The sequence below is a fragment of the Streptomyces sp. NPDC053755 genome (assembly GCF_040677675.1).
Taxonomy (GTDB): Bacteria; Actinomycetota; Actinomycetes; order Streptomycetales; family Streptomycetaceae; genus Streptomyces.
The window spans coordinates 102720-124132 of sequence record NZ_JBFASK010000020.1; the positions used below are offsets into that span (position 1 = coordinate 102720).

Below are 21413 nucleotides of genomic sequence, written 5' to 3' on the forward strand. Positions count from 1 at the left end.
GACTGCGCCCCCCACCTTCCGGTGGGGGGCGCAGTCGCTTGTTGAGACCCCGTCGGGCGACAACTCGCCCTAGATGGCACAATCTGTGCATGGAACGCGACAGCCAACTCGAGCTCTACGAGGCAGTCGCCGCCCGATTGAAGGAAGCGCACAGAAGGGTGCGCGAACTGCAAGTCCCGGAGGGCGTAAGGATGGCGCTGTCCCGGAAGCTGCTGGTCGTCACGGCCGCGGCGAAGCACGATCTCGCGGACGCGGCAACGCGTCTGGACCGGTTGATGAAGGACCTCGACGAGGGCCGATTCCCTGAAGACGACTGACGCCAGAACTCCGCAACGGAACTACCACGTTGCGGCACTAGGGTGATTAGCCCGTTTCGTGTTTGATTTGCGGTATATACATGCCTAACGTGCGAAAAAGCTTGAACACTTTCGTTCTGGCAATGTCTCCGAAGGGGAAGACGTGAACAAGGCGCAGCTCGTAGAAGCGATTGCCGACAAGCTCGGCGGCCGTCAGCAGGCCGCGGACGCTGTCGACGCGGTGCTGGACGCGATCGTGCGTGCCGTGGTCGGCGGGGACCGGGTTTCGGTCACCGGCTTCGGTTCGTTCGAGAAGGTCGACCGTCCGGCCCGGTACGCGCGTAACCCGCAGACGGGTGAGCGTGTGCGGGTCAAGAAGACCTCGGTTCCGCGTTTCCGTGCGGGCCAGGGCTTCAAGGACCTGGTCAGCGGCTCGAAGAAGCTCCCCAAGGGAGGCGAGGTCTCCGTCAAGAAGGCGCCCAAGGGCAGCCTTTCCGGCCCCTCGGCCACCATCTCCAAGACCGCCGGCAAGAAGGCCGCCGCCAAGAAGACCTCCGCCGCCGCGGCGAAGAAGGCGGCCGCGGCCAAGAAGACCACCCCGGCGAAGAAGACCACCGCCACCGCGGCGAAGAAGACCACCGCCACCAAGACCGCGAGCGCCGCCAAGAAGACGGCCACCGCGAAGAAGGCGACGCCGGCGAAGACCACCACCACCGCCGCCGCGAAGAAGACCACCGCGAAGAAGACCGCCCCGGCGAAGAAGGCCACGGCGAAGAAGGCGCCGGCGAAGAAGACCACCGCGCGCAAGACCACTCCCGCCAAGAAGACCACCACCGCCCGCAAGAAGTAAGCGGCGCAGGGTCATAGGGCCACTCACACGCCGGGCCGGGCTCCCCCTGGGGAGCCCGGCCCGCGGCGTTGAGCCGGTCGTCAGAAGGTCTGCAGCGTCACCAGCGTGATCCGCGGCCCGCCGGACCCGGTCTCCGTCTCGATCCGTACCCGCTGCCCCGGACGCAGCAGCCGCAGCCCGCCCGCGTCGAAGGCGTCCGCCCCGAACTCCAGCGGGGTGCCGTCGTCGAGCAGCACACTTCCGCTGCGGGTCTCGGGGTCGTAGGTGTACGCGGTCGCCTGCATGGCCGCAGCCTATCCGGCCGCGTGATCCCAGTGGGCCGCCGTCCGCGGACCGACCCCCAGCGCGAGCGCGGCCGCCAGATCCTCGCCGGTGTCCACGTCCCGGCGCACCGAATCCACCCCCGCCAGCCGTATTTCCACCGCCCCCGACGACAAATGCCGCCGCCGTGAGGCTCCGCCGAAAGCGGGGGACAATTCCACGCCCGGCCCCGCCGAGAGGAATGTCGTACCGATTTCCGCGGCGTCCGCCAGAAATGTACGCGGGAATTTACCGGCCTCCTGGAGCACCCGGGCCAGCTCCGCCGGACGCAACGCGGGAAGGTCCGCGTTCAGGGCCGCCACCCGGGCCCGCGCCCGCTCCTCGCGCAGGGTGCGAGCCCCGTGGGCGAGGGCCGCGTTGAGACCGGCGGCGGGCGAGTCCGGCACGATCCGCGCGCCCAGCGCCGCGAGCACCGCCGCCGCCTCCTGATCGTCCGTGACGACCGCCACATCCCGCACCCGCGGACATTCCAGCGCCGCGGCCACCGTGTCCTGCGCGAACGCCAGCGCGAGCCGCGGCCGCAGCCGCGCACCCGCCGCCGCGGCGAGCCGGCTCTTCGCCCGCGCGAGGGGCTTCAGGGGAACGACCAGCGACCAGCCGCCATCCGGATCGGTGTTCATCGGGGCCATTGTGACCCCGCTCGTGGTCAGGCTGTCCGGCGGGAGCCGCGGCCCGGGGCGTACGGTGTTCTCGACAGACCAGGAGCACGGGGCGACACTTGGCCCCCTGCAACCCAGTCCCAGAGGAAGGTGTCCGAGTGTCCCGCCGCAGAATCGGCTTCTGGTACCGCCTGGCGGCGGTCATCGCTAAACCGCCACTGGTGGTTCTGTTCAAACGGGACTGGCGCGGCACGGAACACATTCCCGACGACGGCGGATTCCTCACCGTCGTCAACCACAACTCTTATCTGGACCCTCTGTCCTACGCGCACTACCAGTACAACACCGGCCGCGTTCCGCGTTTTCTCGCCAAGGCCGGCCTCTTCAAGGGATCGTTCGTCGGCATGATGCTGCGCGGCACCGGACAGATCCCCGTCTACCGCGAGACCACCGACGCGCTGAACGCCTTCCGCGCCGCCGTCGAGGCCATCGAGCGCGGCGAGTGCGTCGCCTTCTACCCCGAGGGAACCCTCACCCGCGACCCCGACATGTGGCCGATGGCCGGCAAGACCGGCGCCGCCCGCGTCGCCCTGCTCACCAAGGCCCCGGTCATCCCGGTCGCCCAGTGGGGCGCGAACCTCGCGATGCCCCCGTACGCCAAGGAGAACAAGCTCAACCTGTTCCCGCGCAAGACGCTGATCGTCCAGGCCGGCCCGCCCGTCGACCTCTCCCGGTTCCACGACAAGGAGCCGACGCCCGAGGTGCTGCGCGAGGCGACCGAGGTCATCATGGCCGCGATCACCGCACTCCTGGAGGACGTACGCGGGGAGAAGGCCCCCGCCGAACCGTACGACCACCGCAAGGCACGGCTGGAACAGCGGCGCAAGGCCGCCGGAGAGGGCATGAAGTGACCAAGGCAGCCGTCTTCGGTACGGGCTCGTGGGGCACCGCCTTCGGCATGGTGCTCGCCGACGCGGGCTGCGAGGTGACCCTCTGGGGCCGCCGCGCCGAACTCGCCGACGCGATCAACACCACCCGCACCAACCCCGACTACCTCCCGGGCGTCGAACTCCCGGTGGGCGTCCGGGCCACCACCGACCCCGCGGAGGCCGCCCACGGCGCCGACTTCACCGTCCTCGTCGTGCCCTCGCAGACGCTCCGCGCCAACCTCGCCGAGTGGGCTCCCGAGCTGGCGCCCGACACCGTCCTCGTCTCCCTCATGAAGGGCGTCGAACTCGGCACCGCCAAGCGCATGAGCGAGGTCATCACCGAGGTCGCCGACGTCCCCGTGGAGCGCGTCGCCGTCCTCACCGGCCCCAACCTGGCCAAGGAGATCGCCGCCCGGCAGCCCGCCGCCGCCGTCGTCGCCTGCGCCGACGAATCCGTCGCCCAGCGGCTCCAGACCGCCTGCATGACCCCCTACTTCCGCCCGTACACCAACACCGACGTCGTCGGCTGCGAACTCGGCGGCGCGGTCAAGAACGTCATCGGCCTCGCCGTCGGCATCGCCGACGGCATGGGCCTCGGCGACAACTCCAAGGCCACCCTCATCACCCGCGGCCTCGCCGAGACCACCCGCCTCGGCCTCGCCATGGGCGCCGACCCGCTCACCTTCTCCGGCCTCGCGGGACTGGGCGACCTGGTCGCCACCTGCTCCTCCCCGCTCTCCAGGAACCACACCTTCGGTACCAACCTCGGCCGCGGCATGACCCTCCAGGAGACCATCGCCGCGACCAAGCAGACCGCCGAGGGCGTCAAGTCCTGCGAGTCGGTCCTCGACCTGGGCCGCCGCCACGGCGTCGACATGCCGATCACCGAGACCGTCGTGTCGATCGTCCACGAGGGCAAGCCGCCGATCGTCGCCCTGAAGGAACTGATGTCCCGCAGCGCCAAGTCCGAGCGCCGCTGAGCCCGTCGCGGGAGCCCCGTTGGGCCGGACGCGCGGGCCGCACCGGGGCTCTCCAGCACGTCGGAGACGCAAGGTACGCTCAACGCGATATGAGCGAGAACACCCAGAGCCCCCGCAAGCCGCGCGTGGCCGTCGTCTTCGGCGGACGCAGCTCGGAGCACGCCATCTCCGTGGTCACCGCCGGTGCCGTCCTGCGCGCCATCGACCGGGACAAGTACGACGTGCTGCCCATCGGCATCACCACCGACGGGCGCTGGGCGCTGACCGCCGACGCCCCCGAGCGGATGGCCATCGCCGAGCGCTCCCTGCCGAACGTCTCCGACCTGGCCGAGTCGGAGCACGGCGGTGTCGTCCTCTCCGTCGACCCCGCCAACCGCGAGGTCGTGTACACCGAGCCCGGCGCGGTGCCGCGGGCCCTCGGCGAGGTCGACGTCGTCTTCCCCATGCTCCACGGCCCGTACGGCGAGGACGGCACGCTCCAGGGTCTCCTGGAACTCTCCGGAGTCCCCTACGTCGGCGCGGGCGTCCTCGCCTCCGCCGTCGGCCAGGACAAGGAGTACATGAAGCGGGTGTTCACCTCCTTCGGGCTGCCCGTCGGCCCGTACGAGGTCATCCGGCCCCGCGAGTGGGAGCAGAACCCGGCCGCCGCCCGCAAGAAGATCGTCGAGTTCGCCGCCGAGCACGGCTGGCCCCTCTTCGTGAAGCCCGCCCGTGGCGGCTCCTCCATGGGGATCACCAAGGTCGACGACCTCTCCGGCCTGGACGAGGCCATCGAGGAGGCCCGCCGCCACGACCCCAAGATCCTCGTCGAGTCGCTGCTGCGCGGCCGCGAGATCGAATGCGGCGTCCTGGAGTTCGAGGACGGCCCCCGCGCCAGCGTGCCCGCCGAGATCCCGCCCGTCACCGACCACGACTTCTACGACTTCGAGGCGAAGTACATCGACTCGGCGTCCGGGATCGTGCCCGCGCCGATCGGCGACGAGGCCACGGCGGAGGTGCAGCGTCTCGCCGTCGCCGCCTACGAGGCCGTCTCCTGCGAGGGCCTGGTCCGCGCCGACTTCTTCCTCACCGAGGACGGCGACTTCGTCATCAACGAGATCAACACCATGCCCGGCTTCACGCCGATCTCCATGTACCCGCGGATGTGGCAGGAGAGCGGCGTGGAGTACCCCGAGCTGGTCGACCGGCTGATCCAGGCCGCGCTGACCCGCTCCACGGGCCTGCGCTGACGCGCGCGCTCCGCGGCCGGCCGGCCGGCCGGCCGCGGAGCGGCACGATGCGGGCGGCCGGCCCGGGCCCGCCCGCACGGACACGGCTCAGAGGCTGTCCGGGACCGTCTTCTCGACCGGCGCGGCGAGATCCGTGAGCGGACCGACGTCGTGCGCGTACCGCTCGTCCAGGGACACCTCGACGTACGCCTTCCGGTACGTCGTGGTGAAGCGGGGGCCGTCGCCCTCCCGGCGCTCGTACAGCCAGTTCACGCCGTCGGCCTCGATCCCCTGAGCCTGTGGATCGTTCATCTTCTCGGGCCGGGGGACGCCGCAGCGCAGTACGATCGCCGCGTCCCCCCATCCGGCGGTGAGCTCGGACTCCGGCTCCGGATCGTTCCGTTCCAGGCCCGCCACGGTGTCGGGGAGCTCCTTCGCCAGAGCCTGGCAGAAGGCGGCCTCCTCGACCGGAGGGCTGGGAACCGGGGCCGACGCCTTCGCGTCCGTGGAGGAGCAGCCGGCGGCGCACAGCAGCAGCACGGCTGCCGCCGCGGCGGCGGGCAGGCCGAAGGGCCGGTGGGAAGACATCACCGGCCAAGGGTAGACGGGGGCTACAGATGCACGACCGGGCAGGTGAGGGTGCGCGTGATGCCGTCCACTTGCTGGACCTTGGCGACCACCATGCGGCCGAGTTCGTCGACCGTGTCGGCCTGGGCGCGGACGATCACGTCGTACGGGCCCGTCACGTCCTCCGCCTGGATCACCCCCGGGATCTTGGCGATGGTCTCGGCGACGGTCGACGCCTTGCCCACCTCGGTCTGAATAAGGATGTACGCCTGTACCACGGAACCTCCAGGGCGGCCACGAGGATCTTGTGGGAGAAAGGGACGCCACGGTACCGCGTCGCCGAGGGCCGCGGGGAGACCTGCGCGTCCCGAGGCGCCCACAGTGTGGCGTACGCACGACAGAAGTTGACGGTCTACTTGACGGTATCTGGCGCAGTGACGGCTCGCGACCCGCGGTCGGCGCGCACGGCCGGCACGACAACACGAGGTGAGACGCGGTGAAGGGCACAGTCGGCGAGTTGGGCGAGTTCGGGCTCATCAGGGAGCTCACGTCCCGGCTCACCTCCACCCCGGCGGTACGGATCGGGCCGGGCGACGACGCCGCGGTCGTCTCCGCGCCCGACCGGCGCGTGGTGGCCAGCACGGACATCCTCCTCGAAGGGCGTCACTTCCGCCGCGACTGGTCGACGGCGTACGACGTCGGCCGGAAGGCGGCCGCGCAGAACCTGGCCGACATCGCAGCGATGGGCGCCGTTCCCACCGCCCTCCTGCTGGGGCTCGTCGTCCCCGCCGAACTTCCCGTCACCTGGCCCGTCGAACTCATGGACGGCCTGCGCGACGAGTGCCAGGTCGCGGGCGCGGCCGTGGTCGGCGGCGACGTCGTCCGCGGTGACACGATCACGGTCGCCATCACCGCCCTCGGCGACCTGCGCAACCACGACCCGGTCACCCGGGGCGGCGCGCAGCCCGGTGACGTCGTGGCCTACACCGGCTGGCTCGGCTGGTCCGCGGCCGGCTACGCGGTCCTCTCCCGGGGCTTCCGCTCGCCCCGCGCCTTCGTCGAGGCCCACCGCAGGCCGGAGCCGCCCTACCACGCCGGCCCCGCCGCCGCCGGGCTCGGCGCCACCGCCATGTGCGACGTCAGCGACGGGCTCATCGCCGACCTCGGCCACATCGCCGAGGCCAGCAAGGTCCGCATCGACCTGCGCTCCGGCCTCATCGACATCCCGACCCAGATGAACGACATCGGCCAGGCCGTCGGCGTGGACCCGCTCCAGTGGGTGCTCACCGGTGGCGAGGACCACGCCATCGTCGCCACCTTCCCGCCGGACGTGAAGCTGCCGGCCCGCTGGAAGGTCATCGGCGAGGTCCTCAACCCCTCGGCGCTGCCCCAGGTGACCGTGGACGGGGCGCCCTGGCACAGCACGGGCGGCTGGGACCACTTCGGGGAGACCGAGTGACCAGGGCGAGCGGACCGGGCGGAGCGGCCGGGACACGGCCGCCACTGGTCCTCACCGTCGCCGGATCGGACTCCGGAGGCGGCGCGGGCGTCCAGGCCGACCTGAAGGCCATGCTCGCCCTCGGCGTCCACGGCATGAGCGTGATCACCGCCGTCACCGCCCAGAACTCCCGGGGCGTCCACGGAGCCTGGGAGCTGCCCGAGGAGGCCGTACGCGCCCAGTACCGCGCCGTCGTCGACGACATCGGCGTCCAGGCGGTGAAGACCGGCATGCTGGCCTCCGCGACGCTGGTGGAGACCGTCGCGGAGCTGCTCGCGGGGACGGACGCGCCGGTGGTCGTCGACCCCGTGGGCGTCTCCAAGCACGGGGACGCACTGCTCGCGGTCTCCGCGCTCGAATCCGTACGCAAGCGGCTGCTGCCGGTCGCGACCGTCGCCACGCCCAATCTGGACGAGGTGGCGCAGCTCACAGGCGTGCGCGTGGTCCAGGAGGCCGACATGCGCGTCGCGGCCGAGGCGATCCTGGCCCACGGCCCGCGCTGGGCGCTGATCAAGGGCGGGCACCTGCCCACCGGCGAGGGCGCCGTCGACCTGCTCACGGACGGCGCCGAGGAGCACTGGCTGCGGGCGCCGCGGCACGACAACCGGCACACGCACGGCACGGGCTGCACCCTCGCCTCCGCGGTCGCCTCGGGGCTCGCGAAGGGACTGCCGGTGCCGGAGGCGGTGCGGCAGGCGAAGGAGTACGTGACCGGGGCCATCGCGGCGGGCTTCGCCCTGGGCGCCGGCATCGGCCCGGTCGACCACGGCTGGCGCTTCCGCTAGAACCGGGAGCGGCCGCCGGTCGGGCCCGCTCCCGCGGGCCCGACCCCGGGCACACCGGCGCGTCCCGGCACACCGGCCTGCCTCAGGGCATGGCAAAAGGCCGGTTCACCAAGGTGAACCGGCCTTTCAAGGCAACCGCAGGGGCTGCGCTACGACGAAACGTCGGCGTTAGCGCGAGACCTTGCCGGCCTTGATGCACGAGGTGCAGACGTTGAGCCGCTTCGGCGTCCGACCGACCACTGCACGCACGCGCTGGATGTTCGGGTTCCAGCGACGGGACGTACGGCGGTGCGAGTGCGAAATGTTGTTGCCGAAGCCCGGCCCCTTGCCGCAGACGTCGCAGTTGGCAGCCACGGGTCACTCCAAAGACTTCAGATTTACAGTGAAATCCGGCGCACCGGAATCAGAGTTCTGAAGTGGCTTGCCGGGGGAATGGCCCGACTCTCGCCGGGCAACCGAAGCAGCATACAACGGCTGCTCCCGTGGAACGAAACTACCACGATCGCCCCGGCCCCCGCCCCGGCCCCCGGCCCCGAGCGGTCTACCCTGCGAGGCAGCCAGCCGCTCAAGGAGGACCACCAGGTGCCGCAGACCGCGCAGACCCTCGACGCCGCAGCGGTCCGATCCTGGTGCGTACGGGCACTCGAGGCGCTCGGCCGGGAGCGCGAGGAGATCGACGCGATCAACGTCTATCCGGTCGCCGACGGGGACACCGGCACCAACCTCTACCTGACCGTGGAATCCGCCGCCCAGGCCGTCGAGGCGGTCTTCGCGGCCGGCGCCGGAGGGGATCCGGACGGCTCCGTCGACCCCGCGGCCGCCATACGCGCCATGGCGCACGGCGCCCTCATCGGCGCCCGCGGCAACTCCGGGACGATCCTCTCCCAGCTGCTGCGGGGCATGGCCTCCGTCCTCGCGGACGGCCGTGACGGGGATCACCTGGCCCGGTCGCTCACGGCCGCGGCCATCGCCGCGCGCCAGGCGGTCGCCCACCCCGTCGAAGGCACCATCCTGAGCGTGGCCCACGCGGCGGCCGAGTCCTGTGCCGCCGGAGGAAGCCTCGTGACGGTGGCCAGAGGGGCGTACGAGGGGGCCAGGACGGCCCTGGAGGCGACCCCCGGGCAACTCGCCGTGCTCGAACGCGCCGGGGTCGTGGACGCCGGCGGGCGGGGTCTCGTCGCCGTCCTCGGCGCGCTGGTGGAGGCGGTGTCCGGCGAGGCGCAGCGGCGCCCCGGGCGCCCGAGCCGCCCCCTCGTGGCCGAGGAGTGCGCGGCGGAGGACGACCGCCCGGGGCCCGCCTTCGAGGTGATCTACCTCCTGGAGGCCTCCGACGAGGCGGTGGAACGGCTGCGCACCCGGCTCGACGGGCTGGGGGACTCGCTCGTCGTCGTGGGCGGCGACGGGCTGTGGAACGTCCACGTCCACGTCGACGACGCGGGCGCGGCGGTCGAGGCGGGCGTGGAGGCGGGCCGCCCGTACCGCATCCGGATCACCCACTTCGCGGGCGCGGCCCCGCGCGAGCAGGCACAGCGCGCCGTGGTCGCCGTGGTCCCGGGCGACGGCATCGCGGGCCTGTGCGAGGAGGCCGGCGCCACCACCGTGCTCGCCCGCCCCGGCCACCCGCCGGCCAGCGGCGACCTGGTGGACGCCATCCGGCGTGCGCACGCCCGCGAGGTCGTCCTCCTGCCGAACGACACCGACCTGCGCCACACGGCGGGCGCCGCGGCCGAACAGGTCCGCGCCGAGGGCATCCGGGTCGCCCTGATCCCCACCCGCGCCGCCGTCCAGGGCATCGCGGCCCTCGCCGTCCACGAACCGGAGCGCCGCTTCGACGAGGACGTGGTGGCGATGACCGCGGCCGCCGGCGCGACCCGCTACGCCGAACTGGCCGTCGCCGAACGCCAGTCGTTCACCTCGGCGGGCGTGTGCCAGGCCGGCGACGTCCTCGGCCTCATCGAGGGGGACGTGGCCGTCATCGGCCAGGACCTGACCACGACGGCACGGACGGTCCTGGACCGCATGCTGTCGGCGGGCGGCGAACTGGTCACCCTGATCGTCGCGAACGACACCCCGGACTCCCTGGCGGCCGCCCTCGAACACCACGTCCGCGACACCTACTTGGCGGTCGACACCACGGTCTACCACGCGGGCCCCGGCGCGCCCGCGCTCCTCATCGGAGTGGAGTAGACCCGGCCTCCGAACGCACCCCGCCACGCCGACCCGCCCCCGCTCGTCCACAGCCTGCGGGACGGTTGTCGGTCCCGTGGTGTGCAATGGATCGCGTGCCCGCGCTCGACGAACCACTGACCACACTGCCCGAGGGGAGCCGCCGTGCTGCTCGGTGACCCGCTCAAGAACGTCCTCGGAGCCGCCACCGCCAAGGTGATGGCCGACCATCTCGACCTGCACACGGTCGGCGACCTGCTCCACCACTACCCCCGGCGCTACGCCGAACGCGGCGAGCTGACCGCCCTCGCCGACCTGCCCCTGGACGAGCACGTCACGGTCGTGGCGCAGGTCGCCGACGCCCGGGTGCTGACCTTCAACAAGGGAGGGCGGGGCAAGGGCCAGCGCCTCGAGGTCACGATCACCGACGGCAGCGGCCGGATGCAGCTGGTCTTCTTCGGCCGGGCGGTCTTCTTCCACCAGAAGGAGCTGCTGCCCGGCAGGCGCGGGATGTTCGCGGGCAAGGTGGGGCTCTTCAACCGCAAGCTCCAGCTCTCCCACCCCGAGTACAAACTCCTCGACGCCGACACCGGCGACGAGCAGGTCAAGGCCTTCGCGAGCGAGCTGCTGCCGCTCTACCCCGCCTGCAAGCAGCTGGAGTCCTGGACCATCGAGCAGTCTGTTTCGATCGTCCTCGACTCTCTGGCCGCCACCGGCTGGGCCGGGCTCGCCGACCCGCTGCCGCCCGCCCTCCGCGAGGGCCGCGGCCTCGCGGACCTGCCCGAGGCGCTGCGGAAGGTCCACCGCCCCCGCACCAAGGCCGACATCGAGGACGCCCGGCAGCGGCTGAAGTGGGACGAGGCGTTCGTCCTCCAGGTCGCGCTCGCCCGCCGCCGTTTCGCGGACACCCAGCTGCCCGCCGTCGCCCGCCGCCCCGCCTCCGACGGCCTCCTCGACGCCTTCGACGCCAAGCTCCCCTTCACCCTCACCGACGGACAGAAGAAGGTCTCCACGGAGATCTTCGACGACCTCGCCACCGAACACCCGATGCACCGCCTCCTCCAGGGCGAGGTCGGGTCGGGCAAGACCATGGTGGCCCTGCGGGCCATGCTCGCCGTCGTCGACGCGGGCGGCCAGGCCGCCATGCTCGCCCCCACCGAGGTCCTCGCCCAGCAGCACCACCGCTCGATCACCGAGATGATGGGCGAGCTGGCCGAGGGAGGGACACTCGGCGGCGCCGAGCACGCCACCAAGGTCGTGCTCCTCACCGGCTCCATGGGCGCGGCCGCCCGGCGCCACGCCCTGCTCGACCTCGTCACCGGCGAGGCCGGCATCGTCATCGGCACCCACGCCCTGATCGAGGACAAGGTGAAGTTCCACGACCTCGGCCTGGTCGTCGTCGACGAGCAGCACCGCTTCGGCGTGGAACAGCGCGACGCCCTGCGCGGCAAGGGAAAGCAGCCTCCGCACCTGCTGGTCATGACCGCCACGCCCATCCCGCGCACGGTCGCCATGACCGTCTTCGGCGACCTGGAGACCTCCGTCCTGGACCAGCTGCCCGCCGGGCGCTCCCCGATCGCCAGCCACGTCGTCCCCGCCGCCGACAAACCGCACTTCCTCACCCGCGCCTGGGACCGCGTCCGCGAGGAGGTGGAGAAGGGCCACCAGGCGTACGTCGTCTGCCCGCGCATCGGCGACGGCGAGGACGACCCCAAGGCGAAGAAGAAGCCCTCCGCCGAGGACGAGGCCGAGAAGCGCCCGCCGCTCGCCGTCCTCGAGGTCGCCGAGAAGCTCGCGGCCGGACCGCTCGCCGGACTGCGCGTCGAGGTCCTGCACGGCCGGATGCACCCCGACGACAAGGACGGTGTCATGCGCCGCTTCGCCGCCGGCGAGGCCGACGTACTCGTCGCGACCACCGTCATCGAGGTCGGCGTCAACGTCCCCAACGCCACCGCCATGGTGATCATGGACGCGGACCGCTTCGGCGTCTCCCAGCTCCACCAGCTGCGCGGCCGCGTCGGCCGCGGCTCCGCCCCGGGCCTCTGCCTCCTGGTCACCGAGATGCCCGAGGCGAGCCCCGCCCGGCAGCGCCTGGGCGCCGTCGCCTCCACCCTCGACGGCTTCGAGCTCTCCCGCATCGACCTCGAGCAGCGCCGTGAGGGCGACGTCCTCGGCCAGGCCCAGTCCGGCGTCCGCTCCTCGCTCCGGATGCTCACCGTCATCGACGACGAGGACGTCATCACCGCCGCCCGCGAGGAGGCCACCGCGATCGTCCTCGCCGACCCGGAGCTGACCGCCCACCCCGAGCTGCGCACCGCCCTGGACGCCCTCCTGGACAAGGAGCGGGAGGAGTTCCTGGAGAAGGGGTGACCGCACACCCCGTCCACCGGCCATATCGTGGATGCACAGACCCCGAGTCCCGAGAGAAACGACAAGGACCTCAGATGACCCGCGTGATCGCCGGCACCGCCGGCGGACGCCGACTGGCCGTGCCGCCCGGCACCGGCACCCGCCCCACCTCCGACCGGGCGCGCGAGGGCCTCTTCTCCACCTGGGAGGCGCTCCTCGGCACCCTGGACGGCACGCGGGTCGCCGACCTCTACGCCGGCTCGGGCGCCGTCGGCCTGGAGGCGCTGTCGCGGGGCGCCGCCCACGCCCTCCTGGTCGAGGCCGACACCCGCGCCGCCAAGACCGTCCGGGACAACGTCCGCTCCCTGGGACTGCCCGGCGCGGAGGTGCGCACCGGCAAAGCGGAACAGATCGTGACGGGACCGGCCCCCGCCGCCCCCTACGACCTCGTCTTCCTCGACCCCCCGTACGCCGTCCCGGACGACGATCTCCGGGAGATCCTCCTCACACTCCGCTCCGGGGGCTGGATCGGCGACGACGCGCTCGTCACCGTGGAGCGCAGCACCCGAGGCGGGGAATTCGCCTGGCCGGCCGGTTTCGAGCCACTGCGGGCCCGCCGCTACGGCGAGGGAACGTTTTGGTACGGTCGCGCCGCCTCACCGTGCGAAGACGCACGATGACCGGACCGGAGAGCGAGGGACCCACGTTGCGCCGCGCCGTCTGTCCGGGGTCATTCGACCCCATCACCAACGGACATCTCGACATCATCGCCCGCGCTTCCAAGCTGTACGACGTCGTACACGTCGCGGTGATGATCAACCAGTCCAAGAAGGGCCTGTTCACCGTCGAGGAGCGGATCGAGCTGATCCGTGAGGTGACCGCCGACTTCGGCAACGTCGAGGTCGAGTCCTTCCACGGTCTCCTCGTCGACTTCTGCAAGCAGCGCGACATCCCCGCCATCGTCAAGGGCCTGCGCGCGGTCAGCGACTTCGACTACGAGCTGCAGATGGCGCAGATGAACATCGGCCTCTCGGGCGTCGAGACCCTGTTCGTCCCCACCAACCCCACCTACAGCTTCCTGTCGTCCTCGCTGGTCAAGGAGGTCGCGGCCTGGGGCGGCGACGTCTCCCACCTGGTGCCCGAAGCCGTCCTCGGCAGCCTCACCGAGCGCCTCGCCGCACAGCGCGGCCGGCAGTGACCCGGACGGCACAGCGCGCCACCGCCGCTGACAGACCGTCACCCGGTGTCGGACGGGGGACGACTGCCCTTACAGTCGTCCCGTCCGTCTCCATCCAGCTGTAGAGAGTGGCGAGCACCCGGTGGACGTGCAGAAGAAGCTCGACGAGATCGTCTCGACGGTCACAAACGCCCGCTCCATGCCCATGTCGGCGTCCTGCGTCGTCAACCGGGCCGAGCTGCTCGCCCTGCTCGAAGAGGTGCGGCAGGCCCTGCCCGGCTCCCTGGCCCAGGCCCAGGAGCTCCTCGGCGGCCGGGAGCAGATGGTCGAGCAGGCCCGCCAGGAGGCCGAGCGGATCATCGAGGCCGCCCACGCCGAGCGCGGCTCGCTGATCTCCGACACCCAGGTCGCCCGCCGGTCCCAGGACGAGGCGGAGCGGATCCTCGCCGAGGCCCGCCGCGAGGCCGAGGAGATCCGGGCCGAGGCCGACGACTACGTCGACTCCAAGCTCGCCAACTTCGAGGTCGTCCTCAACAAGACCATCGGCTCCGTCGACCGCGGCCGCGAGAAGCTGCTCGGCCGCGGCCCCGGACTCGACGAGCAGGGCTACGCCGACGAGGACGCCCCCGAGTACAGCGCCGACCCGCAGACCCTGATCCACCGCGCGGACGAGTACGTCGACGCCAAGCTCGGCGCGTTCGAGGCGGTGCTCTCCAAGACCCTGGAGGCGGTCGGCCGCGGCCGGCAGAAGCTGCACGGCCGGATCGCCACCGACGACCTCGGCGCCCACATGGCGGCCCAGGACGCGGCCGGCGGCCCGGTGCACACCAGCGACGCGGACTACCTCGCCGGACTGGCGGAACTGTCCGACCCCGAGCCGGTGAGCCGCCAGGTCCCGCAGCAGGCCCCGCACATCCCGGCCCAGCACCCCGACCCGTACGCCACGGGCTCCCACGCCGTGACCTACGGCGAGCAGTCCCAGGAGGCCTACCCCGGCTCCGCCGGGGCGGCGGCCTACGCGGCCCCCGTCTACGAGAACCAGGACCCGTACGCGTACCAGAACCAGGACCCGTACGCGTACCAGCAGCCCTACGGCTACGACCAGCAGCCGCAGGTCCAGGCCCACCAGGCGCCGCAGCCGCAGGCGGCCGCGCTCGACGAGACCAGCTTCTTCGACACGAGCATGATCGACCTGGAGCAGCTGCGCCGGTACGAGCAGGGGCACTGAGCCCCGGAGCGCCACGGGCCCGGATTGGGCCCTGAGCGAAGCGTCCAGTATCCTGGCTCTTCGGTCGCGCGTATGCCCGCGATCCACGCTGCCCGCTTCGTCCTCCGACGCGAACACGGCAGCCGTCTCACGATCCGAAAGCAGGAAGAACCCTGAGCACGCGCCTCGACCACCGCAATCCCCTCGTGTTCGACACACACGAGCTGGGGCGGCGTCCTGGTGCCCTCCAGCGGATCTCCCGCTCGGTCACGGCCCCCGCCGACTTCGGTGTCGAAGGGGTCATCAGCGTGCCGGAGGGCGCGCCGGTGGAAATCGATCTCCGTCTCGAATCGGTCATGGAAGGGGTGCTTGTCACAGGCACCGCCCGTGCATCGGCCGAGGGGGAGTGCGTAAGGTGTCTGGAGCCCGTCGAGCTCGAGCTCGACGTGGATTTCCAGGAGATGTTCTCGTACCCCGACTCCGACGACCGGGGCCGCTCCAAGGCGGCCGCGGACGACGAAGCCGAGGCTGACGAGGACATGATCCCCCTCGAGGACGGCATGTTCGACCTCGAACCCGTGCTGCGTGATGCGGTGGTGCTCGCACTGCCGATGCAGCCGGTGTGCCGGGAGGACTGTGCGGGTCTGTGTTCCGAATGTGGGACCAACCTGAACGACAATCCGGACCACCACCATGACGCCGTCGACATTCGTTGGGCGGCACTGCAGGGACTCGCCGGTTCGCTGGGAACCGGGGAGAAGGACAACATGAGCGGCGCCGAAGCGGGCGTCGACGAGAAGCAGGAGAAGTAGCCGTGGCTGTTCCGAAGCGGAAGATGTCGCGCAGCAACACGCGCCACCGCCGGTCGCAGTGGAAGGCTGCGGTCCCCACCCTGGTTTCGTGTGAGCGTTGCCAGGAGCCGAAGCAGCAGCACATCGCGTGCCCGAGCTGCGGCACCTACAACAAGCGCCAGGTCCTCTCGGTCTGAGTGGCTGGTGAGAGGCGCAATGTCTGAGTCCCACAAGTCGGACAACAAAACGGACAATGCCTCGTCCCACACGCTTCTGGAAGGGCGGCTCGGGTATCAGCTCGAGTCCGCCCTTCTGGTGCGTGCGCTGACCCATCGCTCGTACGCGTACGAGAACGGCGGTCTGCCCACCAACGAGCGTCTGGAGTTCCTCGGGGACTCCGTGCTCGGCCTGGTGGTCACGGACACGCTGTACCGCACCCACCCCGACCTGCCCGAAGGCCAGCTGGCCAAGCTGCGGGCCGCGGTGGTCAACTCGCGTGCGCTGGCGGAGGTGGGCCGCGGCCTCGAACTCGGCTCCTTCATCCGGCTCGGCCGGGGCGAAGAGGGCACGGGCGGCCGGGACAAGGCGTCCATCCTCGCCGACACCCTTGAAGCGGTGATCGGCGCGGTCTATCTCGACCAGGGTCTCGACGCGGCGTCCGAGCTGGTGCACCGGCTCTTCGACCCGCTGATCGAGAAGTCCTCGAACCTCGGCGCAGGACTGGACTGGAAGACCAGCCTCCAGGAACTGACCGCGGCCGAGGGCCTGGGTGTCCCGGAGTACCTCGTCTCCGAGACGGGCCCGGACCACGAGAAGATCTTCACTGCTGCCGCCCGCGTCGGTGGTGTCTCGTACGGCACCGGCACCGGCCGCAGCAAGAAGGAAGCGGAGCAGCAGGCCGCGGAGTCCGCGTGGCGTGCGATCCGCACGGCCGCGGACGAGCGCGTGGCGGCGGCGAAGGCCGCGGCCGAGTCGGGAACGGAAGAGATCGCCGACGTCTCTTCGCCCGCCGATCAGGCTTCCGCCTGAGGCCATCCCTTCCTGACGACCCCGCCCGGGACCCCGACGAGGGCCCGGGCGGGGTCGTCTCGCGTGCCCGGCGCCCGGGCCCGGGCTCTTCGAACCGGGCTCTCCGGCCGACGACTTCGGGCCCTCGCCCCGAGCCCCCGGCCCCCTCCCTCGCCCGGGCGGCGAACGCCCGGGCGGTAGGCTGCGTACGTCGTTCCCGTAAGCCCCTCCGGAGGAAGTCGCGTGCCCGAACTGCCCGAGGTCGAGGTCGTACGGCGCGGGCTCGAACGGTGGGTCGCCGAGCGGACCGTGGACGAGGTCGAGGTGCTGCACCCCCGGGCCGTGCGCAGGCACACGGCCGGCGGCGACGACTTCGCGGCGCGGCTCAAGGGCCACCGGTTCGGGACCGCGCGGCGGCGCGGCAAGTACCTCTGGATCCCGCTCGCCGACGCGGACGCCTCCGTCCTCGGGCACCTCGGCATGAGCGGCCAGCTGCTCGTCCAGCCCGAGACCGCGCCCGACGAGAAGCACCTGCGGATCCGCGTCCGGTTCGCCGACGAGCTCGGCACCGAACTGCGCTTCGTCGACCAGCGGACCTTCGGCGGGCTCTCGCTCCACGACAACACCCCCGACGGCCTGCCCGACGTCATCGGCCACATCGCGCGCGACCCGCTCGACCCGGCGTTCGACGACGCGGCCTTCCAGACCGCCCTGCGCCTGCGCCGTACGACCATCAAGCGCGCACTGCTCGACCAGTCGCTGATCAGCGGCGTCGGCAACATCTACGCCGACGAGGCGCTGTGGCGCGCCAAGCTGCACTACGAGCGGCCGACCGCCACCCTGACCCGTCCCCGCTCGGCCGAGCTGCTCGGTCATGTGCGGGACGTGATGAACGCGGCGCTCGCCGCGGGCGGGACCAGCTTCGACAGCCTCTACGTCAACGTCAACGGCGAGTCCGGCTATTTCGACCGCTCGCTGGACGCGTACGGGCGCGAGGACGAGCCGTGCCGCCGCTGCGGAACGCCGATGCGGCGCCGGCCCTGGATGAACAGGTCCAGCTACTTCTGCCCGCGCTGTCAGCGCCCGCCGCGCCTCGCCCTCTGAAGACCGCCGGCGGTCACGGAGCGGCCGGTGCCGCGCGCTCCGTGTCGTACTCCTCGCGCGCCGCGAGCACCTGCGGCATGCGGCCCTCGACCAGGTCGATCAGGCCGCGCAGGCGCTCGGCGATCTCCTGGCCGAGCGGGGTGAGGCGGTAGTCCACCCGAGGCGGGTTCGTCGGCTGGGCCTCGCGGTGGACGAGCCCGTCGCGCTCCAGCGCGTGCAGGGTCTGCGCCAGCATCTTCTCGCTCACCCCGTCGACCCGGCGGCGCAGCTCGTTGAAGCGGAACGAGCCTTCGTACAGCGCGCCCAGGGTCAGGCTGCCCCAGCGGCCCGTCACGTGCTCGAGCGTCTCGCGCGAGGTGCAGGCCCGGGCGAACACGTCGAACACCAGGTCGTCGCTCATGCCCTTCACCCTACTCGCGGCGCTGTCCAGGGGACAGCGCTCTCCCGTGGGAAGTGCCGACACGCGACGGCGCGGGTCGTGCCCGCGGCCTTCGCCGTGCGGGGCTGTCGGTGCCGCGTACTACCGTGCCGCCCGCAGCATCCTGTCGATCTTCGTCCGCCTGAGGAGCCACGATGTCCGGAACGACACCCGAGCCGCCCGCGCGGGACCCGCGCACCCTGATACCGGAATGCGCCGGCCTCGCCAGGGAAGCCGTCCTGCTCGCCCCGGAGCCCGGCGAGCCCGGTATGCGGGACAGCTCGCTGGGAGGCGGACTGCTGTGGCCCGCGGACGAGCCATGGCCCTACTGCGCGGAGGAGGACCACTGGACGTACGGGTCCGACCCGGGCAACCGCACCCCGATCGTGCCGGGCGCGGTGCCGATGGTGCCGGTCCTCCAGCTGTTCGCCCGGGACGTCCCCGGCTGGGATTTTCCGGAGGGCAAGGATCTGCTCCAGCTGGTGTGGTGCGCGCTGATCCACGACGGGCACGACGGTCTGGTGACGCCCCGGCTGTACTGGCGCACCGAGGCGGAGGTCATGGCCGGAGCGCTGCTGGCCGAGCACCCCGGGGTGAGCGAGGGGGAGTACGACGAGGACAACATGCCGCAGCCCTCGACCCTGTCCCCGCGGGTCGCGCGGGACTATCCCCGCTGGATCGATCTGCCCGCAAAGGCGCGGGAGAGCTGGGAACCGCGTCTGCGGTCGGACTCGGGCGGCTCGCTGTGGCCGGCCGACTCCCACCACGTCGGGACGAAGATCGGCGGCTGGCCCGCCTGGACGCAGTCCGCCGACTGGCCGGACTGCGACGGCGGGCACCGCATGGAACACCTGCTGACCGTCACCGGCGACATCCAGCTGGGCGACTGCGGCGGCGTCTACGTCTTCCACTGCCGGCGGTGTCCCGGCCTCCCGTGGGACTGGCGCTTCGACTGCTACTGACGGCCGAGGCCGACGGAGACCTCAGTAGCCGAAGTCCTGCGTCCACCACGGGCCGCCGTCCGCGAAGTGGACCCCGACCCCCAGCGTCTTGTAGTCGCAGTTGAGGATGTTCGCGCGGTGGCCGTCACTGGCCATCCACGACGCCATCACGGCGGCGGCGTCCGCCTGGCCGCGGGCGATGTTCTCGCCGCCGAGGCCGGATATGCCCGCCTGCTCGGCGCGCTCCCACGGCGTGGCGCCGTCCGGGTCGGTGTGGTCGAAGAAGCCGCGCCGGGCCATGTCCTCGCTGAAGGAGTCCGCCAGCGCCGTCAGCTCGGCGTCCGAACGGACGGGGGCGCAGCCCACCTGGGCCCGCTCCTCGTTGACCAGACGCACGACCTCGGCCTCCGCCGCCGCCTCACGGCCGGCCGGCGCCGGAGCCGTGGTAGGCGCGACCGGCTTCTCGGTCGTCGGGGCCGGCTTCGGCCGGGGCGGGGTCGCGGTCCTCGGCGCCTCGGCCGTCCGCGAGGGCTTCGCCGTCCGCGACGGCGGAGCGGCGGGCTTCTTCGGCTTCGGGGAGGCGGTCGTCTTCGACGGGGTCGGCGACGGCGTCGCGGACGGCGGGGCCGTCCGGGAGGCGGTGCCCTGACCCGGGCGCGCGGTCCCGGGGGCGGAGGCGGTGTCCGACGGGGTCGCCGAAGCGCCGCCCTGCGTCGTCAGCCGGGGCGCCTGCTGGGACTGGGGCTCCGAGCGCGTCTCGCCCGAGCCCACGCTGCCGACGGTGTAGGTCTCCCCGCCCGGGAGGAGGCCCGAGGCGACGGCGACCGCGCCGACCGCCACCGCGGCGGAGACGCCGAGCAGCCCGGTGCGTACGGGCGCGCTCCGCTTCTTGCGGCGGGCCCCCCGGTGCCGACGGTCCGCACCGGCCGCGTAGTCTTCTGCGGCGGGCACGGCGCCGGAACGACGATGGCGTCCCATCTGCTCTGCCTTCCTGACGACCTGTGCTGAGAACTTTGCTGATCTTTGCTTCTGTGGAGCAGTCGAACGGAGCACACCCATGTGGGTGAGGCTCGTTCGGTCGGGACTGTACGCCATGACGCGCGGGGGCGGTGGGCTCCCGAGACAATCGGCCCGTTAGCGTGCAGCCATGAACGAAGACGTACGGCTCACCGCCTGGGTGCGCGGCCGAGTACAGGGAGTGGGCTTCCGCTGGTTCACCAGGGCAAACGCTCTGGAGATCGGGGGCCTGGCCGGCTTCGCCCTCAATCTCGACGACGGCAGGGTGCAGGTCGTGGCCGAAGGGCCGAGTGAGAATTGCCACCGCCTGCTGGAGTGGCTCCGCTCCGACGACACACCCGGGCGCGTCGACGGCGTCACTGAGATCTGGGACACCCCGCGCGGCGGGTACGACGGCTTCGCCATCCGCTGAGGACGGTCTCCGAGGCGCTCCGCCCGGCGGTCCGCACGCCGCCCGGGCGGACGTTCGAGGAACGGCCCGTGACGTGGAAATGACCTGGTCGTTGCCGAGAAGGTCTTGCCTTGGAGGGCCGGTGGGGGAAGGATGATCTCGACAGCCCCCGAGGCACCGGGTCGCGAGGCGCCGCCGCATGGTTCGCGGCCGCTGCCCCACGGTTGCCCCTTGATGAGGGGCGTGATCGTGTTGACCGTCAAACTTTTTGGTGAGATTCTGGAAGCCCCGCGCACCTCAGCTGTTTGGCAGTGAGAACGGCACGACAAGCAGTACTGCCGAGCACCGCGGGTGCGAATCCCTCACGACCCACACCGCAATCGGTCGGTCACTCAGTGTGGAGGACCATCCATCATGGCAAAGGCGCTTCTCGGTTACGTCGGCGGCTCCGACCCGCGACTCCTCGCCGAGATGCGACGGCTTCAGCAGCGTGTCCAGGACCTCGAGTCCGAGCTTGTACGGATTCAGTCCGAGAACGACGCGCTCAACGCCGCCGCACAGCACGGAGACTCGCTGCTTCACGGCATCGACCTCGACGTACCCCAAGCGGAGCCTGCGCTCACCTGATGCAACAACCCGCAAGGGTGAGGTGAGAAACACTCTCGCTAGCACAGCTAGATATGCAAGGGACGCTTCGGCGTCCCTTCTTTCTTGCGCCCCCCATGGCCCGCCCTCCCCACCCTTCCTTGAGGGAGGGTGTGCCCTCCACCTTCCCAGGTGAAACGCGTGTGCACAGGTAGAGTCCTGGGGC

General features: G+C 71.7%; 26 protein-coding genes. 19 read left to right on the forward strand and 7 right to left on the reverse strand.

All coding sequences use genetic code 11. The features are described from left to right. The first annotated feature begins 89 nt into the window (after positions 1–89). Entirely contained in the window at positions 90–317 is a 228-nt protein-coding gene (locus AB0K65_RS20320; protein WP_365718394.1) for a hypothetical protein, read from the forward strand. Between the two features lie 142 nt (positions 318–459). Next, on the forward strand, positions 460–1146 hold the full coding sequence (locus AB0K65_RS20325) for an HU family DNA-binding protein (RefSeq protein ID WP_365718396.1): 687 nt from the start codon (positions 460–462) through the stop codon (positions 1144–1146). An 80-nt stretch (positions 1147–1226) separates the two neighbouring features. Here AB0K65_RS20325 and AB0K65_RS20330 read toward each other — a convergent pair whose 3' ends face one another. Further along, positions 1227–1430 carry a hypothetical protein gene (locus AB0K65_RS20330; RefSeq protein WP_365718398.1) on the reverse strand — a complete coding sequence of 68 codons (204 nt, stop codon included), beginning with the start codon at positions 1428–1430 and terminating at the stop codon, positions 1227–1229. Between the two features lie 9 nt (positions 1431–1439). After that, positions 1440–2087, reverse strand: a complete 648-nt coding sequence (gene cofC, locus AB0K65_RS20335) for a 2-phospho-L-lactate guanylyltransferase (RefSeq protein ID WP_365718400.1) — start codon at positions 2085–2087, stop codon at positions 1440–1442. 137 nt (positions 2088–2224) lie between these two features. Here cofC and AB0K65_RS20340 point away from each other — a divergent pair, with 137 nt between their 5' ends. The 3 genes from AB0K65_RS20340 (at position 2225) to AB0K65_RS20350 (ending at position 5204) form a co-directional block, all read left to right on the forward strand. Then, positions 2225–2977 (forward strand): lysophospholipid acyltransferase family protein, encoded by a 753-nt coding sequence (locus tag AB0K65_RS20340; RefSeq protein ID WP_365718402.1) that lies wholly within the window; start codon positions 2225–2227, stop codon positions 2975–2977. Beyond that, positions 2974–3975, forward strand: a complete 1002-nt coding sequence (locus tag AB0K65_RS20345; protein ID WP_365718404.1) for an NAD(P)H-dependent glycerol-3-phosphate dehydrogenase — start codon at positions 2974–2976, stop codon at positions 3973–3975. The genes AB0K65_RS20340 and AB0K65_RS20345 overlap by 4 nt, the downstream gene beginning before the upstream one ends. An 89-nt stretch (positions 3976–4064) precedes the next feature. Beyond that, the gene (locus AB0K65_RS20350; protein WP_365718406.1) at positions 4065–5204 is read left to right on the forward strand and encodes a D-alanine--D-alanine ligase family protein; all 1140 of its coding nucleotides are present in this window, start codon (positions 4065–4067) and stop codon (positions 5202–5204) included. Positions 5205–5291: 87 nt separating this feature from the next. Here the strand turns inward: AB0K65_RS20350 and AB0K65_RS20355 are convergent, their stop codons facing one another. Both AB0K65_RS20355 and AB0K65_RS20360 read right to left on the reverse strand, forming a co-directional pair. Further along, entirely contained in the window at positions 5292–5771 is a 480-nt protein-coding gene (locus AB0K65_RS20355; RefSeq protein WP_365718457.1) for a DUF3515 domain-containing protein, read from the reverse strand. A gap of 23 nt (positions 5772–5794) precedes the next feature. Then, positions 5795–6028 (reverse strand): Lrp/AsnC ligand binding domain-containing protein, encoded by a 234-nt coding sequence (locus AB0K65_RS20360; protein ID WP_064070330.1) that lies wholly within the window; start codon positions 6026–6028, stop codon positions 5795–5797. Positions 6029–6246: 218 nt separating this feature from the next. Here AB0K65_RS20360 and AB0K65_RS20365 point away from each other — a divergent pair, with 218 nt between their 5' ends. Then, positions 6247–7209 carry a thiamine-phosphate kinase gene (locus AB0K65_RS20365; RefSeq protein WP_365718408.1) on the forward strand — a complete coding sequence of 321 codons (963 nt, stop codon included), beginning with the start codon at positions 6247–6249 and terminating at the stop codon, positions 7207–7209. Further along, a complete protein-coding gene (gene thiD, locus AB0K65_RS20370) occupies positions 7206–8033 on the forward strand; it encodes a bifunctional hydroxymethylpyrimidine kinase/phosphomethylpyrimidine kinase (RefSeq protein ID WP_365718410.1) in 828 nt (275 codons plus the stop codon). The genes AB0K65_RS20365 and thiD overlap by 4 nt, the downstream gene beginning before the upstream one ends. A gap of 168 nt (positions 8034–8201) precedes the next feature. On the opposite strand, the gene rpmB is transcribed toward thiD, so the two are convergent. Then, positions 8202–8387 carry a 50S ribosomal protein L28 gene (gene rpmB, locus AB0K65_RS20375; RefSeq protein ID WP_003957616.1) on the reverse strand — a complete coding sequence of 62 codons (186 nt, stop codon included), beginning with the start codon at positions 8385–8387 and terminating at the stop codon, positions 8202–8204. A gap of 228 nt (positions 8388–8615) precedes the next feature. Here rpmB and AB0K65_RS20380 point away from each other — a divergent pair, with 228 nt between their 5' ends. From AB0K65_RS20380 to mutM, 9 genes are all read left to right on the forward strand, one after another. Beyond that, positions 8616–10220, forward strand: coding sequence for a DAK2 domain-containing protein (locus tag AB0K65_RS20380; protein ID WP_365718412.1), 1605 nt, complete (start codon positions 8616–8618; stop codon positions 10218–10220). Between the two features lie 198 nt (positions 10221–10418). After that, a complete protein-coding gene (gene recG / locus AB0K65_RS20385; RefSeq protein ID WP_365718459.1) occupies positions 10419–12569 on the forward strand; it encodes an ATP-dependent DNA helicase RecG in 2151 nt (716 codons plus the stop codon). Positions 12570–12643: 74 nt separating this feature from the next. Further along, the gene (gene rsmD / locus AB0K65_RS20390; protein ID WP_365718414.1) at positions 12644–13228 is read left to right on the forward strand and encodes a 16S rRNA (guanine(966)-N(2))-methyltransferase RsmD; all 585 of its coding nucleotides are present in this window, start codon (positions 12644–12646) and stop codon (positions 13226–13228) included. A 26-nt stretch (positions 13229–13254) separates the two neighbouring features. Beyond that, positions 13255–13746 carry a pantetheine-phosphate adenylyltransferase gene (coaD, locus tag AB0K65_RS20395; RefSeq protein ID WP_365718461.1) on the forward strand — a complete coding sequence of 164 codons (492 nt, stop codon included), beginning with the start codon at positions 13255–13257 and terminating at the stop codon, positions 13744–13746. 121 nt (positions 13747–13867) lie between these two features. Then, positions 13868–14953, forward strand: a complete 1086-nt coding sequence (locus tag AB0K65_RS20400) for an ATP synthase F0 subunit B (RefSeq protein ID WP_365718416.1) — start codon at positions 13868–13870, stop codon at positions 14951–14953. A 185-nt stretch (positions 14954–15138) separates the two neighbouring features. Continuing rightward, positions 15139–15744: a DUF177 domain-containing protein gene (locus AB0K65_RS20405; protein WP_365718418.1), complete on the forward strand. Its 606-nt coding sequence runs from the start codon at positions 15139–15141 to the stop codon at positions 15742–15744. A gap of 2 nt (positions 15745–15746) precedes the next feature. Beyond that, positions 15747–15920 carry a 50S ribosomal protein L32 gene (rpmF, locus tag AB0K65_RS20410; protein WP_030496967.1) on the forward strand — a complete coding sequence of 58 codons (174 nt, stop codon included), beginning with the start codon at positions 15747–15749 and terminating at the stop codon, positions 15918–15920. A gap of 19 nt (positions 15921–15939) precedes the next feature. Then, positions 15940–16752 carry a ribonuclease III gene (gene rnc, locus AB0K65_RS20415; RefSeq protein WP_365718420.1) on the forward strand — a complete coding sequence of 271 codons (813 nt, stop codon included), beginning with the start codon at positions 15940–15942 and terminating at the stop codon, positions 16750–16752. Positions 16753–16974: 222 nt separating this feature from the next. Beyond that, complete coding sequence (gene mutM, locus AB0K65_RS20420; protein ID WP_365718422.1) at positions 16975–17835, forward strand: bifunctional DNA-formamidopyrimidine glycosylase/DNA-(apurinic or apyrimidinic site) lyase; 861 nt, start codon at positions 16975–16977, stop codon at positions 17833–17835. A gap of 13 nt (positions 17836–17848) precedes the next feature. Here the strand turns inward: mutM and AB0K65_RS20425 are convergent, their stop codons facing one another. After that, the gene (locus AB0K65_RS20425; RefSeq protein WP_365718424.1) at positions 17849–18235 is read right to left on the reverse strand and encodes a helix-turn-helix domain-containing protein; all 387 of its coding nucleotides are present in this window, start codon (positions 18233–18235) and stop codon (positions 17849–17851) included. A gap of 173 nt (positions 18236–18408) precedes the next feature. On the opposite strand from AB0K65_RS20425, the gene AB0K65_RS20430 reads away from it, so the two are divergent. Next, positions 18409–19215, forward strand: a complete 807-nt coding sequence (locus AB0K65_RS20430) for a hypothetical protein (RefSeq protein ID WP_365718426.1) — start codon at positions 18409–18411, stop codon at positions 19213–19215. A gap of 21 nt (positions 19216–19236) precedes the next feature. Here the strand turns inward: AB0K65_RS20430 and AB0K65_RS20435 are convergent, their stop codons facing one another. After that, a complete protein-coding gene (locus AB0K65_RS20435; RefSeq protein ID WP_365718428.1) occupies positions 19237–20172 on the reverse strand; it encodes a CAP domain-containing protein in 936 nt (311 codons plus the stop codon). 169 nt (positions 20173–20341) lie between these two features. On the opposite strand from AB0K65_RS20435, the gene AB0K65_RS20440 reads away from it, so the two are divergent. Next, complete coding sequence (locus tag AB0K65_RS20440; protein ID WP_365718430.1) at positions 20342–20623, forward strand: acylphosphatase; 282 nt, start codon at positions 20342–20344, stop codon at positions 20621–20623. Positions 20624–21016: 393 nt separating this feature from the next. Next, complete coding sequence (locus AB0K65_RS20445) at positions 21017–21229, forward strand: hypothetical protein (protein WP_365718432.1); 213 nt, start codon at positions 21017–21019, stop codon at positions 21227–21229. Positions 21230–21413 lie beyond the last annotated feature (184 nt).

Coding starts and splice junctions, on each gene's coding strand:
- AB0K65_RS20320 (WP_365718394.1), top strand. CDS start 90: ATGGAACGCGACAGCCAACTCGAGCTCTACGAGGCAGTCGCCGCCCGA.
- AB0K65_RS20330 (WP_365718398.1), bottom strand. CDS start 1,430: ATGCAGGCGACCGCGTACACCTACGACCCCGAGACCCGCAGCGGAAGT.
- cofC (WP_365718400.1), bottom strand. CDS start 2,087: ATGAACACCGATCCGGATGGCGGCTGGTCGCTGGTCGTTCCCCTGAAG.
- AB0K65_RS20350 (WP_365718406.1), top strand. CDS start 4,065: ATGAGCGAGAACACCCAGAGCCCCCGCAAGCCGCGCGTGGCCGTCGTC.
- AB0K65_RS20355 (WP_365718457.1), bottom strand. CDS start 5,771: ATGTCTTCCCACCGGCCCTTCGGCCTGCCCGCCGCCGCGGCGGCAGCC.
- recG (WP_365718459.1), top strand. CDS start 10,419: ATGGCCGACCATCTCGACCTGCACACGGTCGGCGACCTGCTCCACCAC.
- rsmD (WP_365718414.1), top strand. CDS start 12,644: ATGACCCGCGTGATCGCCGGCACCGCCGGCGGACGCCGACTGGCCGTG.
- rnc (WP_365718420.1), top strand. CDS start 15,940: ATGTCTGAGTCCCACAAGTCGGACAACAAAACGGACAATGCCTCGTCC.
- AB0K65_RS20425 (WP_365718424.1), bottom strand. CDS start 18,235: ATGAGCGACGACCTGGTGTTCGACGTGTTCGCCCGGGCCTGCACCTCG.
- AB0K65_RS20430 (WP_365718426.1), top strand. CDS start 18,409: ATGTCCGGAACGACACCCGAGCCGCCCGCGCGGGACCCGCGCACCCTG.
- AB0K65_RS20435 (WP_365718428.1), bottom strand. CDS start 20,172: ATGGGACGCCATCGTCGTTCCGGCGCCGTGCCCGCCGCAGAAGACTAC.
- AB0K65_RS20440 (WP_365718430.1), top strand. CDS start 20,342: ATGAACGAAGACGTACGGCTCACCGCCTGGGTGCGCGGCCGAGTACAG.
- AB0K65_RS20445 (WP_365718432.1), top strand. CDS start 21,017: ATGGCAAAGGCGCTTCTCGGTTACGTCGGCGGCTCCGACCCGCGACTC.